12 protein-coding genes are annotated in these 12979 nt (G+C 50.6%); 11 read left to right on the plus strand and 1 reads right to left on the minus strand.

Annotation, left to right across the window (positions count from 1 at the left end):
- The first annotated feature begins 6 nt into the window (after window positions 1-6).
- The 5 genes from lptM to xerC are packed head-to-tail and all read left to right on the plus strand — an operon-like array spanning window position 7 to window position 3856.
- Window positions 7-195 carry an LPS translocon maturation chaperone LptM gene (gene lptM / locus LHL18_RS18875; RefSeq protein ID WP_134058922.1) on the plus strand — a complete coding sequence of 63 codons (189 nt, stop codon included), beginning with the start codon at window positions 7-9 and terminating at the stop codon, window positions 193-195.
- Complete coding sequence (gene lysA, locus LHL18_RS18880; RefSeq protein WP_226768247.1) at window positions 182-1438, plus strand: diaminopimelate decarboxylase; 1257 nt, start codon at window positions 182-184, stop codon at window positions 1436-1438. Before lptM ends, lysA begins: the two co-directional genes overlap by 14 nt.
- A 12-nt stretch (window positions 1439-1450) precedes the next feature.
- A complete protein-coding gene (gene dapF / locus LHL18_RS18885) occupies window positions 1451-2281 on the plus strand; it encodes a diaminopimelate epimerase (protein ID WP_226768248.1) in 831 nt (276 codons plus the stop codon).
- On the plus strand, window positions 2278-2931 hold the full coding sequence (locus LHL18_RS18890) for a DUF484 family protein (protein ID WP_226768249.1): 654 nt from the start codon (window positions 2278-2280) through the stop codon (window positions 2929-2931). Before dapF ends, LHL18_RS18890 begins: the two co-directional genes overlap by 4 nt.
- Complete coding sequence (xerC, locus tag LHL18_RS18895) at window positions 2921-3856, plus strand: tyrosine recombinase XerC (RefSeq protein WP_226768250.1); 936 nt, start codon at window positions 2921-2923, stop codon at window positions 3854-3856. The genes LHL18_RS18890 and xerC overlap by 11 nt, the downstream gene beginning before the upstream one ends.
- A 171-nt stretch (window positions 3857-4027) precedes the next feature.
- Here the strand turns inward: xerC and LHL18_RS18900 are convergent, their stop codons facing one another.
- The gene (locus tag LHL18_RS18900) at window positions 4028-4474 is read right to left on the minus strand and encodes a DoxX family protein (protein ID WP_226768251.1); all 447 of its coding nucleotides are present in this window, start codon (window positions 4472-4474) and stop codon (window positions 4028-4030) included.
- 161 nt (window positions 4475-4635) lie between these two features.
- Between LHL18_RS18900 and LHL18_RS18905 the strand changes: the two genes are divergently transcribed.
- The 6 genes from LHL18_RS18905 to LHL18_RS18930 all read left to right on the plus strand — a co-directional run bounded on the left by LHL18_RS18905 (window position 4636) and on the right by LHL18_RS18930 (window position 12873).
- Window positions 4636-5550, plus strand: coding sequence for a LysR family transcriptional regulator (locus tag LHL18_RS18905; RefSeq protein WP_134058941.1), 915 nt, complete (start codon window positions 4636-4638; stop codon window positions 5548-5550).
- A gap of 6 nt (window positions 5551-5556) precedes the next feature.
- Window positions 5557-6255 (plus strand): HAD-IA family hydrolase, encoded by a 699-nt coding sequence (locus LHL18_RS18910; protein ID WP_226768252.1) that lies wholly within the window; start codon window positions 5557-5559, stop codon window positions 6253-6255.
- Window positions 6256-6418: 163 nt separating this feature from the next.
- Window positions 6419-7648, plus strand: a complete 1230-nt coding sequence (locus tag LHL18_RS18915; protein WP_226768253.1) for a multidrug effflux MFS transporter — start codon at window positions 6419-6421, stop codon at window positions 7646-7648.
- 83 nt (window positions 7649-7731) lie between these two features.
- Window positions 7732-9903 (plus strand): DNA helicase II, encoded by a 2172-nt coding sequence (gene uvrD / locus LHL18_RS18920; RefSeq protein ID WP_226768254.1) that lies wholly within the window; start codon window positions 7732-7734, stop codon window positions 9901-9903.
- Window positions 9903-11990 carry a tRNA(Met) cytidine acetyltransferase TmcA gene (locus LHL18_RS18925; protein ID WP_226768255.1) on the plus strand — a complete coding sequence of 696 codons (2088 nt, stop codon included), beginning with the start codon at window positions 9903-9905 and terminating at the stop codon, window positions 11988-11990. Before uvrD ends, LHL18_RS18925 begins: the two co-directional genes overlap by 1 nt.
- Before the next feature lie 73 nt (window positions 11991-12063).
- Window positions 12064-12873, plus strand: coding sequence for a hypothetical protein (locus LHL18_RS18930; RefSeq protein ID WP_226768256.1), 810 nt, complete (start codon window positions 12064-12066; stop codon window positions 12871-12873).
- Window positions 12874-12979: the final 106 nt, after the last annotated feature.

The following is a 12979-nucleotide window of genomic DNA, read 5'->3' on the forward strand; positions in this document are numbered from 1 at the left end:
AACATCATGCACGCTTTTACAACCAAAGGTCCGCTGTTAACTGTTGCTGTCGTCATTTTGCTAAGTAGCTTGCTGAGTGCTTGTGGCCAAAAAGGCCCGCTTACCTTACCACAACCGGCACCCGAAGTGGCAGAACCGCAGCAAAACAACACTCCTGCTAATCAACCAACGGATGAACAACGTGGACCACTTTAATTACCAGAATAGCCGCCTGTTTGCGGAACAACATGCTGTTAGTGATATCGCTGCCGAATTCGGCACGCCTTGCTATGTCTATTCCCGCGCAACGATCGAGCGTCATTATCAGGCTTTTGCCAGCGCAGCGTCTGCACACCCACAAAGCCTGGTGTGCTATGCGGTAAAAGCAAACAGTAACCTGGCGATACTGAACGTACTGGCAAAGCTTGGCAGTGGCTTTGACATTGTATCCGGTGGCGAGCTGCGCCGGGTCATCGCCGCCGGCGGTGATGCCAAAAAGGTGGTGTTCTCCGGTGTTGCCAAAACTGAAGACGAAATGCGTTTTGCGCTACAACTTGGCATTAAGTGCTTTAATGTTGAGTCCATTGCTGAGCTGGACAGGTTGCAGCAGGTTGCCAGCAGCCTGAATATTAAAGCGCCGGTGTCTATCCGGGTAAACCCGGATATTGATGCAAAAACACATCCCTATATTTCTACCGGGCTAAAAGCCAACAAGTTTGGTATCGATATCTTGCTGGCACGCGACATTTACCGCAAAGCCGCCAGTTATAGTCACCTGAATGTGGTTGGCGTAGATTGTCATATCGGCTCTCAGCTTACTGAAACCCAGCCTTTTTTAGACGCACTGGAAAAACTGTTAACCTTAATCGACCAGCTGGCCTCAGATGGTATAGTGCTGCACCATATCGATATTGGCGGTGGTTTAGGCGTCACTTATGACAGCGAAACCCCACCATCACCAGGCGACTACATCAGCAAAGTTGTTGAACGGCTGAAAGCTTACCCGCAGCTGGAACTTATTATGGAGCCTGGCCGCGCTATTATGGCCAATGCTGGCATTTTGCTGACCAAAGTAGAATTTTTAAAACCGGGGCAGGAAAAGAATTTCGCCATCGTCGATGCCGCGATGAATGATTTGATCCGTCCGGCACTATACAGCGCCTGGCAGGCAATAGTACCGGCACAGCAAGACAGCAACAAAGCCAGCGCACTGTACGATATCGTTGGCCCGGTTTGTGAGACAGGTGATTTTCTTGGTAAAGACCGCGAACTGGCGATTAGCCAGGGCGATCTGCTGGCAGTGCGCTCGGCCGGTGCTTACGGCTTTACTATGAGTTCGAACTACAATAGCCGCCCCCGCGCAGCAGAAGTGCTGGTAGACGGCAATAAAGTGCATTTAATCCGCGCCCGTGAGCAGTGGCAGGATTTATGGCGTGGCGAGCAGGTCGTTTCCGATTAATTAAGGGCGCTGATGTTGTTACATTTTTCTAAAATGCACGGCCTGGGTAACGACTTTATGATGGTCGATGCCGTCAGCCAGAATGTATTTCTGACCAGAGAGCAGATTAAAGCGCTGGCTGACCGTCATACCGGCATTGGTTTCGACCAGCTGTTGATGGTCGAGCCGCCTTATGATCCGGAGCTGGATTTCCACTATCGTATTTTTAACGCCGATGGCTCGGAAGTAGAACAATGTGGCAACGGCGCTCGCTGTTTTGCCAAGTTTGTTCGCGCCCGCGGTTTAACCAACAAACATAAAATCGGCGTCAGCACTAAATCTGGCAAAATTGTGCTGTACGTCGAAGCCGACGGCCAGGTTACCGTAAATATGGGTGTACCACAGCTGGACCCGGCACGGGTGCCTTTTAAAGCACAGAAGCAGGAAATTACCTACATTCTCCGTGCCGAAGAACACACTATACTGTGTGGTGTGGTATCGATGGGTAACCCGCATGCTGTGGTCGAAGTGGATGATCTGCTAACAGCGCCCGTCACCGTACAGGGACCTTTGTTTGAACTGCATGAACGCTTTCCGGAGCGCGCCAACATCGGCTTTATGCAGGTGCTGAACCCGGGCCATATCAAGCTGCGGGTGTGGGAGCGCGGCGCCGGTGAAACTCAGGCCTGTGGCACCGGCGCTTGCGCTGCAGTAGTCGTAGGCCAGTTACAAAAAAAACTGCAACAACAGGTGCGGGTAGATTTACCCGGCGGCAGCCTGCTTATTCGCTGGAACGGGCCAGGCCAACCGCTTAAAATGACGGGGCCGGCAGAACATGTATATGACGGACAAATATCGCTATGACAGATAGCCTGATCAAGGAAAAAGACCTGCTCGCCGCTCACGTGGTGTATGACTACCTGCAGGATCACCCGGAGTTTTTTCAGCAGTACCCGCAGCTGCTGGCCAGCCTGCGCTTACCGCATCAGCAGCGCGGCAGCGTGTCACTGGTTGAGCGTCAGCTGGAAATGCAACGCGAAAAAATTGTCGCGCTCGAAGATGACATCACCCGGCTGATGTCGGTTGCCAGACAAAATGAACAACTGTTTCTGGCGTTTAACCAGTTACAGGCGCAGCTGTATCAGGCCGAAAACCTGCAACAGGCCGAGCACAGCCTGCAGCAATTTACTGCCGCTATGCCGCAGGTTCAGCAATGCAGGTTGCTTTGCTTTAACGAACACCACAGTGCCAGCGAGTTTCAGCTGTTGTTGTCACGACGGCTAAACGAGCAAGGCATTTACCTTGGCCGGCTGAACAAAGAAGAGCAACAAGGCTTGTTCCCACCACAAATACATTCAGTCGCGCTGATCCTGATCAGTAACGAGGAGCAACCGCTGGCACTGCTGGCATTTGGCAGCGAGCAGGACGACCACTTCCAGCCATCAATGGACAAGTTATTTATCAGCCATCTGGCGACTATTCTGGCGCAGTTGTTACCGGGTTATGCAGCCTGACATCACGCTATCTCTGCAATGGCAACAGCCATTGCAGGCATTTCTCAGCTACCTGCAGTTTGAACGTGGTTACAGCCCGAAAACACTGGACAGCTACCAGCGGCAGTTACAACAACTGGCACTGAGCATTGACGATAGCGACACACACTGGCTGAACCTCAGCGAAACGCAGTTAAAACAGTATATTATCGGTTTGCGCCGCAGCGGGTCTAAGCCACGCACTATTGCATTGAAAGTCGCGGCACTGCGCAGTTTCTACCGTTACTTACAGGCACAGGGCCTGCGCAGTGATAACCCGGCGCAGTATCTGGCTGTTCCCAAGGCTGGTCGCAGCCTGCCGAAAAACCTCAATGTCGATCAGCTTAATCATCTGCTGAGCTTTGACAGCCAGGACGATATTCTGGCCTGCCGCGATAAGGCTATACTGGAACTGTTTTACTCCTCCGGCCTGCGTCTGGAAGAGCTGGTGAATGCCAATATCAGCGATATCGACTGGCAGCAGCAACTGCTGCGGGTAACGGGTAAAGGCAGCAAGCAACGTATAGTGCCGGTGGGGAAAATTGCACTGGCAGCTGTTCAAGCCTGGCTGGCAAAACGGCCGGCCTTTACCGCTAATCTGAGTGAAGCTGATCAACAGGCGCTGTTTCTCAGCAAGCAACACAAGCGTATCAGTACCCGCCATGTGCGCGAGCGGGTGCAGCTGTGGGCCAAACAGCAAGGCCTGAACCAGCACGTACACCCGCATATGCTGCGCCACTCATTCGCCAGCCATATGCTCGAATCCAGCCAGGATTTACGTGCTGTGCAAGAGCTGTTAGGCCACGCCAACCTGAGCACCACTCAGGTTTACACCCATCTGGATTTTGCCCATTTAGCCAAGGTTTATGATAACGCCCACCCAAGGGCGAAGAAGAAATCAGGTTAGTCGCATATACAGAACAGCTATAACCTAAAGCAACCGTTGAAGCCCTGGATGGGCGGAAACGAGCCCCCAGGGATGGGTTCACGGCGTGTTGCTGTGGTTATAGCTGTTCGGGCTATCTCTTGCTAAAACCCAAACACCCGGCAAGCCGTGCGTTTTCTTCACTCATTCACTTTAGTTAAAACGCTTTGCCAGCAAGCTGTCTATTGACGCTTTACCTGCACCGCTAAACAGCAGTGACACACTGGCAGCCAGCAGAGCCAAGCCAAACTCACAGCCGTTATTAGCCATAAACAAACCGTTTTGGATATGCACTGAGAAAATAGCCACTACCATTGCAATTGCCAGGCTCAGCGCCGCCGGGCGGGTTAACAGGCCAAGGATCAGCGCGATACCGCCAAAAAACTCAGCCGCACCGGCTAAAAACGCCATCATGATACCTGGTGACAAACCAATGCTGTCCATCCAGCCGCCGGTGCCTTCCAGGCCGTAACCGCCAAACCAGCCAAACAATTTTTGTGCACCGTGTGCAGCAAAGATAATGCCCACTGGTACCCGCAGAGCCAATGCTGCAACACCAGCATTAGAAGTTAAAATTTTCTGTACGATTGAAGCTGTCATAATAATCACCTATCAAATTGTTTAAAGTTAAGTTCACTGCCCCTCGACAGCAAATCTTGCGTCGATGGTGTAACTATAGCCGGATATTTTTTGCAGTAAAAACGCAATGTTTTGACTACACTATTCAAAATTTTTGAAATTAATAGAACAGTAGGTACTTTATGCACAATGCATTGAGTTTGGATGCCTTAAGAGCACTGGATGCCATTGACCGCAAAGGCAGCTTTGCTGCCGCTGCTGAAGCTTTGTATAAAGTGCCTTCTGCACTGAGTTACACCATAGCTAAACTGGAAGCCGATCTGGACGTGGCATTGTTTGACCGCAGTAAACAAAAAGCCCAGCTGACCCCGGCCGGGCAATTATTGCTGGATCAGGGCCGGGCGCTGCTGCACGCCGCCAACCAGTTACAAAATGCTGTGAAGCAGCTGGATACCGGCTGGGAAACCCAATTCGTCATCGCTAAGGACAGCATAGTGCCCAATACCCCTGTGCTGAATGTCATCACACAATTTTTGCAGCTGGGTAAAATTACTCAGGTGCGGATGACTGAAGAAGTTATGGCGGGCGGCTGGGAGGCGCTGCAAACCGGCCGGGCTGATATTGCAGTCGGGCTGTCCGGCGACTTCGCTAAAGGCCAGTTCACGGTATTGCCGATGGGCGAGGTAGAGTTTGTGTTCGCTGTGGCGCCGCATCATCAGCTGGCAGCGCTGGACAGAATAGTGTCGCAGGAAGATGTGCAGCAGCACACCGCAGTTATTGTTGCCGACTCAGCCATAGATGCGCCCAAGCGCTCGTCAGGTTTATTCGATACCCGCCAGCGTGTTATTGTCGATAATATGCAGGCCAAAATTGCAGCACAAAAACAGGGGCTGGGTATTGGCTTTCTGCCGCGCCACCTTATCAGTAATGAGCTGGCGCGCGGTGAACTGATTGCTAAAGCCAGCAGTATTCCGCGTGATAAACTGCCGCTTTATCTGGCCTGGCATAAACAAAGTCAGGGCCAGGCGCTAAATTGGTTCAGCGAGCATTTAATGGCAGTCAACTGGCCCCAGGTATTTCAACCATCAACATGGTAAAAGTTTATGCAGGTATATAAAGCGTTGCAGCCGTTTAGTGTGTTGTCGTTTGATCTGGACGACACACTGTACGATAACAAACCCGTTATCGAAGCAGCAGAGCAGGCAATGCTAAAGGCGCTGGCAGATCTTACGCCGGCAAGCCAGACTACCGATAGCCAGTTCTGGTGGCAACAGCGGGTAAAGCTGGCCCGGATTGAACCGGAAATCCGCCATGATATCGGCCGCTGGCGGCTGCTGGGAATAGAAGCAGGCCTGATAGAGCTGGGGATTAGCCGGCCCGATGCCAGGGTTATGGCAGAAAAAGGCTATGCAGCGTTTTTGCATGAGCGTACCCGAATTACGTTAACAGATGATGTGATAAGACTACTTCAGGCTCTGGCCAGCCGCTATCGGCTGATAGCCATTACCAATGGCAATGCCTGTATCGATAAGATGGGCATCGGTGAACTGTTCGAGTTTGGCTTACAAGCCGGGCCCGATGGCAAAATGAAGCCGTACTCCGATTTATTCCATACCGCTGCAACACGGCTACAAGTCTCACCAGCTGAAATTCTGCATATTGGTGACAGCCACCGCGCGGATGTTATGGGTGCGCTAAACGCCGGCTGTCAGGCGGCCTGGCTGGATCATTATCAAAGCCCGGTTGCAGTTTTGCCACATATCAGGTTGACTGAGATTAATGACTTATCCGGCCTGTTATAACCCAACACGCCTGATATATTTCACCGCACAGCATCCACTGGAACTGTCGATTTGCCGCAACACCAATCGACTAACGTAAAAATTGTTTATAGTACACCCGCTCTGGCCTGAAATAACGCCAGACTCTGCCTGCTTAGGAAAGGTTTAAACAAGGAAAGCCTGAATGTCTGATTATTCTACCCATGCGCCACAATCGCGTATCTCTACCGGTGAATTTACCTTACTGGTTGCGCTAATGATGTCCATTGTGGCGATTTCGATTGATGCATTATTGCCGGCACTGGATGCAATTCGGGCTGATATAGTGCTGAGCAATCCGAATCAGGCGCAGTTGGTGGTCAGTGCGTTATTTTTTGGCATGGCAATCGGCCAGCTGATCTGTGGCCCTTTATCCGATGCTACCGGCCGTAAGAAAGTGCTGAACGGTGGCATAGCGCTGTTTTTGGCTGGCACGGCCGTCTGTTATTTTTCAAAAGATATCAACACCTTATTGCTAGGCCGTTTTATACAGGGTTTAGGCGTTTCCGGCCCTTATGTATCGGCTATTTCGATAGTGCGGGATAAATACTCCGGTAATGATATGGCCCGCATTATGTCTCTGGTGATGATGATTTTCGTCATGGTGCCGGCGTTAGCACCCAGCCTTGGACAAGCCGTGTTATGGCTTGGCTCATGGCGTGATATTTTTCTGCTCTATGTGTTCTACGCCCTGTTGATCGTGCTTTGGATTTATTGCCGCTTAGAAGAAACACTGCCGAAAGCGCACCGGATCCCGATGAGTAAAAAAGGCTTTGCTGAGGGTTTTAAAGAAGTCATCAGCAATGTACCAACCGTAAGTTACATGATTTGCATGGGCTTGTTTTTCGGCAGCTTTATTGGCTATCTGAATTCGTCGCAACAAATTTTCCAGGACTTATTTAAAACCGGCGAGCTGTTCACCCTGTACTTCGGTTTGCTGGCTATAGTGTTTGGTGCATCATCACTGGTGAACTCGCGTTTAGTGCAAAAATGGGGCATGCAGCGATTATCCGGTAGCGCCGTCTGGGGCATCATTGCCAGCTCAGCGCTGTTTTTAGTGCTGCATTTGGGCGTGGAAATACAGCTGTGGATGTTCTTACTCTATGCTGCGGTACTGTTTTTCTGTTTTGGCCTGGTGTTTGGCAATATCAATGCAATGGCGATGGAACCTATGGGCCATGTCGCAGGTATAGCCGCAGCCATTATCGGCTCCACATCATCGATAATGTCGATGTTTATCGGCACCATCATCGGCCAGATGTATAACGGCACCCTTATTCCGGTAACGGCCGGTTTCTTTATTTTTGCCTGTATCAGTATGGCCATTTTGGCTTTTGCTAACCGCTATAAACAAAAGCAGGCGGTACAGTACTAACTGGTTATATATCCACTAACTACGCTTGGCCTTCACGACCGTGCTGTTATAATGGCCACCATTGTGCTTAGCGAGACTTTCTGATGGATGTATCTTACCTGCTTGACGGGCTGAACGATAAACAACGCGATGCGGTAGCTGCACCACCTCAACATATGCTGGTGCTGGCCGGGGCCGGCAGTGGCAAAACCCGCGTACTGGTGCATCGTTTAGCCTGGCTGATGCAGGTAGAACGCGTCGCGCCATACAGCCTGCTGGCGGTAACCTTTACTAACAAAGCGTCACAGGAAATGCGCGGCCGTATTGAGAGCACCATAGGTGTTAGTCTGAATAACTTATGGATGGGTACCTTCCATGGTTTGTCACACCGTATGCTGCGCGCCCATTATCAGGAGGCCGGCTTACCACAGGGTTTTCAGATCATCGATAGCGACGACCAGTACCGGCTGGTAAAACGGGTGCTAAAAGCACTGAATCTGGACGAAAAGCACTGGCCACCAAAACAAATTCAATGGTTTATCAATGCCCGCAAAGATGATGGCCTGCGCCCCGGTATGATAGATGCCGCTGGCGATTTCAGCCTGCAACAGATGGTAAAGATATACGCAGCCTATCAGGATATGTGTGACCGCGCCGGCCTGGTAGATTTTGCTGAGATCCTGCTGCGCAGTTTTGAGCTGCTAAAGCAAAACAGCGAAGTGCGCGGCCACTATCAGCAACGCTTCCGCCATATCCTGGTAGACGAGTTTCAGGACACCAATGCCATTCAGTATCAGTGGCTGCGCTTACTGGCCGGTAGCAATGCCAAGGTGATGATTGTTGGTGATGATGATCAGTCGATTTATGGCTGGCGCGGTGCGCGGGTAGAGAACATTCAAACCTTCTTAAAGGACTTCCCCGATGTGGAAACGGTGCGACTGGAGCAAAACTACCGCTCTACCGCCACCATTCTTAAAGCCGCCAATGCAGTGATTGCCAACAATAATGATCGCCTTGGCAAAGACCTGTGGACTGACGGCGCCGAAGGCGAGGTTATTTCGTTATATACCGCCTTTAACGAACTGGATGAAGCGCGCTTTATCGTTGGCCGCATCCGTGACTGGCATAAGCAGGGTGATCGCTTATCCGAGACAGCGATTTTGTATCGTAATAATGCGCAGTCACGGGTATTGGAAGAAGCGTTAATTCAGGAAGGCCTGCATTATCGTATCTACGGTGGCTTGCGTTTCTACGAGCGACAAGAAATTAAAGACGCGCTGGCCTACCTGCGTATTCTGAGTAACCGCCAGGATGACGCTGCGCTGGAGCGCGTTATTAATACCCCGGCACGCGGCATTGGCGACACCACACTGAATAAAGTGCGCGAATATGCCCGCGCTCAGCAGCAAACACTGTGGCAAAGCCTGCAACAGATGCTGGCACAGAAACAGCTTACCGGCCGCGCTGCCTCCGCCATCGACAGCTTTATGCAGCTGATTGAACAGTTGGATAGCCAGGTAGCAGAGTTACCGCTGCACGAACAAGCAGAGCACGTGATTAAACAATCCGGCCTGTATGCGATGTATCAGGCAGAAAAAGGTGAAAAAGCCGAAACGCGGATAGAGAACTTAAATGAGCTTATCACCGCTTGTCAGAACTTTGATGAAAGCCGGGCTGAAGATATGACGCCGCTGGCGGCATTTTTATCACAAGCCGCACTGGAAGCCGGCGAATATCAGGCGGAAGAACACTCCGATGCCGTGCAACTGATGACACTGCACAGCGCCAAGGGGTTGGAGTTTCCGCTAGTGTTTATTTGCGGCCTGGAAGAAGGTATGTTTCCCAGCCAGCAAAGCGGCGACGACCCGACGCGTTTGGAAGAAGAGCGCCGCCTGTGTTATGTCGGTATGACACGGGCGATGAAAAAACTGTATTTAACTCATGCCGAAAGCCGCCGCCTGTATGGCCAGGAGCAATACCACAAGCCGTCACGTTTTATCCGCGAAATACCGGCTGAATATCTGGAAGAAATCCGCCTGACCACTCAGGTCAGCCGCCCGACCCAGTTTAACCGCTTTGGCAGTGCGGCTTCACATGTAGCTTTTGAAAATACCGGCTTTAAACTCGGCCAGCGTGTGCTGCATGACAAATTCGGTGAAGGCACGGTGCTGAATTATGAAGGTACCGGCAATCAATCACGTATTCAGGTTAACTTTGATGGCCTGGGCAGCAAATGGTTGGTTACCGCTTATGCCCGTTTGCAGGCTATAGCTTAATGACACAGCAGCAGCTGTTGGCGCAATTGCAGCAATGGCAACAGCGGGCTGCTCAGCATCATATCCGTTTGCCGGTAGTCTGGCAGGGTGATAAAGATTCGTTATTAGCGCAAATAGCGACATTGCTGCAGTTGACTCAGCCGGAGCAAGTTTACTGGCTAGGTGCAGATGCGCCACCAGCCGCCACTGATCTCTCGGCAAAAACAGCGTATCAGTTATTGGGTACAGAGTGTGATACGCTGGTGATTAATGCTTTTAATGGTTTTAATGCCGACCTCGTCGCCGCATCAGCCGGTTGTGTAAAAGCCGGTGGCTTGTGGCTTTTGCTGTGCCCGCCTTTTGAACTCTGGCAACAGCAGCCTAATCCGGCGCATAAACATCTTTTACCTTATCCGCTCGACGCCAGTACACATCAGGGCCAATTTCTATCCTTCTGGCTCACCTTGCTACAGCAGCAGAACATCATCCTGCTACGCGATCAGCAACTGCTGCGACATCTCAGTTGGCCAGAGCTGCCTACCTGGGAAAAACCTGAACAGCCTTATATTACGACAGAACAGCAACATGCCGTCGCAGCGATACATCGTGTTGTCAGTGGTCATCGCCGCAGGCCCTTGGTGCTGACAGCAAACCGGGGCCGGGGAAAGTCAGCAGCGCTAGGTATCGCAGCAGCGCAACTGGCTGAGGCAGGAAAACACACTCTGCTTACTGCTCCATCGCCGAACGCAGCGCAAACCGCACAGCGGCATTTCCGGCAGCTAACGCCACCTGAAAAGCAACACCTGTTGCAATTTATGCCATTTGACGCGCTGTTACGCAGTGATATCACATCCGATTTACTGCTGGTAGATGAAGCAGCGGCCATCCCAACACCGGTATTACAACAGCTCCTACACCGTTTCAGCCGTATTGTATTTGCCAGTACCGAGCATGGCTATGAAGGTACCGGCCGCGGTTTTCAGCTGCGTTTTCAACAGTATCTGAATGAACACAGCCCGAACTGGCGAAAGCTGCATATGCAGCAGCCTGTGCGCTACCAGGCGAATGATCCATTAGAGCAAACGATTTTTAACTGCTTCTTACTGCAGCTTTCAGCTTCCCACAGCGAATATGATCGCCAGAAGCCAACGCAATTTCAGTGCTTTGCCTACACAGACTGGATTAATCAACCCGCTATTTTACAACAGGTATTCAGCCTGCTTAGCCTGGCACACTATCAGACTCAGGTGAAGGATTTAGCGGCTGTGCTCGACAATCCTCAGCTTACAGTCGTTACACTGCAACAGAATAACAATGTATTGGCATGTGCGTTGGTAAGTAAAGAAGGCGAAATACCAGCGCAACTTGCCGCTCAGGTCTACCGCTCTGAACGCCGCTTGCAGGGTCATTTGCTGGCGCAAAACCTGGCGTTTCATTTAGCCAGACCAGAACTCGCTGAACAAAGATTATGGCGTGTTATGCGTATTGCTGTGCAACCCGGTTTGCAGCGGTGTGGGCTTGGCATGCAACTGTTACTGCACATCCACCAGCTGGCACAGCAGCAAGATGTGTTTTGTCTGGGTACAAGTTATGGTCTGACAACAGAACTGCTTCAGTTCTGGCGCCGGGCCGGCTATCAACCGGTTCGTCTTGGTAGCAGCACCGATAAAGCCAGCTCCGAATACTCACTGTTGATGTTACAGGCAGTGAAGTCCGATAAACAGCATGTCGACTTCATGCAGCAGCAGTTTGCGGCGTTGATGTATCAGAACCTGCAGACTTACCCGCTGCTAGATACTGAACTGGCAATATCACTGGCTGAACCTGATAACGTGACTGTACTGACAGCGGCTGAGATTGACCAGCTGCACCTGTTTAGCCTTGGTCGGCGGCCCTACGAACTGGTGCAGCATCTGCTGCTACGTTGGTTTAACCTGCACAGATCTGGCTTGCCCTTAAATCAGCAAGTATTATTCGCTGCGTTGCTATGGCTGCGCTACCCGATAGCAGATATCACGATAAAGCAGGGTTTCGACGGTAAAAATGCATTAATGCAGCATCTGGCAGAAATATTACGAAATAGTGACAGTTTTTTACCGCATTGCTGATCAAACCAGTATTTTCTTTCATTTTTTTCTCACACAGGCTAAGGTGCGGCCAGTATTTTTCCGGTAATAAATTATGTTAATACTCCTGCCATTTATTAGTATGCTTTCAACCACTCCGGCTTTGGCAAACAGCTACTCCGGCTCAGAAAGGCGTACTTTGCAGTCAGCGATCAGCAGTGCTTTACATTCTGCCGAGCTCAACCGCTATTATCAGCTATGTAAAGAACAGCCCGTCGAAGGCGAGCAGCAAAGACCTACGGCAGATAAAGATCAGGCCCGCATGCTGACTCTGTTACAGCAAAAAATACATAGCCAGAACATTGAACAGTTGCTGGATACAGATAGCCGTATAACCAAAACAGTTTCAGCTTCAATAACTAAGCCTGCGGGCTGCGATGACAGTAAAGGCTTGCAAGCATTAGTTGATAACTATGAGATGGCTTTGTTTACACTGGATTTAGCAATGCCACTTGAAAAGCCCCTCGGTGCAAAAAGTGCAGCAAGTAAATCAAGATCTAACGCTGAGCAACAGGATATTCAGCAGCTTATTGCTCGAAGTCACGCCATAGCGCTGGTGAACGTAGTCGACAAGCAACAGCTAAGCGCAGTACAGCAGGCAAATTATCTGCATCCCGATTATCAGGGCCGTTATGTTTTTAAAGTACAGCATGGTTGGCGTAGTACTGTGTCGCAATATCTCGGCATGCATATTTTTGTTGCCGACGGCGATATCGATAAAACGGCCAAGCAGTGGCTAGTATTTCTTGATAAAAACGGCCATTTTATTAAAGCAATTGCTGCCGATAAGGCGATATCTCATATTAGAGCATTGCAAAATGCCGACTGGCGCTATGATGTACATGGTGCCTTACATCGAAATTAAGCACCAATTTATCTAATAAGCCCGCATAGCGGGCTTTTTTATTGGACGTTAGCAAATGGTATCATTCGATGCAGTTTTATGTAGGCAATAAAAAACCCCGTTCTAT

This window comes from Rheinheimera aquimaris (genome assembly GCF_020531985.1).
Classification (GTDB): Bacteria; Pseudomonadota; Gammaproteobacteria; order Enterobacterales; family Alteromonadaceae; genus Alishewanella; species Alishewanella aquimaris.

Excerpts from the sequence above, each read along its gene's own strand:
- lptM (WP_134058922.1), top strand. The coding sequence starts at position 7 with ATGCACGCTTTTACAACCAAAGGTCCGCTGTTAACTGTTGCTGTCGTC.
- dapF (WP_226768248.1), top strand. The coding sequence starts at position 1,451 with ATGTTGTTACATTTTTCTAAAATGCACGGCCTGGGTAACGACTTTATG.
- LHL18_RS18890 (WP_226768249.1), top strand. The coding sequence starts at position 2,278 with ATGACAGATAGCCTGATCAAGGAAAAAGACCTGCTCGCCGCTCACGTG.
- xerC (WP_226768250.1), top strand. The coding sequence starts at position 2,921 with ATGCAGCCTGACATCACGCTATCTCTGCAATGGCAACAGCCATTGCAG.
- LHL18_RS18900 (WP_226768251.1), bottom strand. The coding sequence starts at position 4,474 with ATGACAGCTTCAATCGTACAGAAAATTTTAACTTCTAATGCTGGTGTT.
- LHL18_RS18905 (WP_134058941.1), top strand. The coding sequence starts at position 4,636 with ATGCACAATGCATTGAGTTTGGATGCCTTAAGAGCACTGGATGCCATT.
- LHL18_RS18910 (WP_226768252.1), top strand. The coding sequence starts at position 5,557 with ATGCAGGTATATAAAGCGTTGCAGCCGTTTAGTGTGTTGTCGTTTGAT.
- LHL18_RS18915 (WP_226768253.1), top strand. The coding sequence starts at position 6,419 with ATGTCTGATTATTCTACCCATGCGCCACAATCGCGTATCTCTACCGGT.
- uvrD (WP_226768254.1), top strand. The coding sequence starts at position 7,732 with ATGGATGTATCTTACCTGCTTGACGGGCTGAACGATAAACAACGCGAT.
- LHL18_RS18925 (WP_226768255.1), top strand. The coding sequence starts at position 9,903 with ATGACACAGCAGCAGCTGTTGGCGCAATTGCAGCAATGGCAACAGCGG.
- LHL18_RS18930 (WP_226768256.1), top strand. The coding sequence starts at position 12,064 with ATGTTAATACTCCTGCCATTTATTAGTATGCTTTCAACCACTCCGGCT.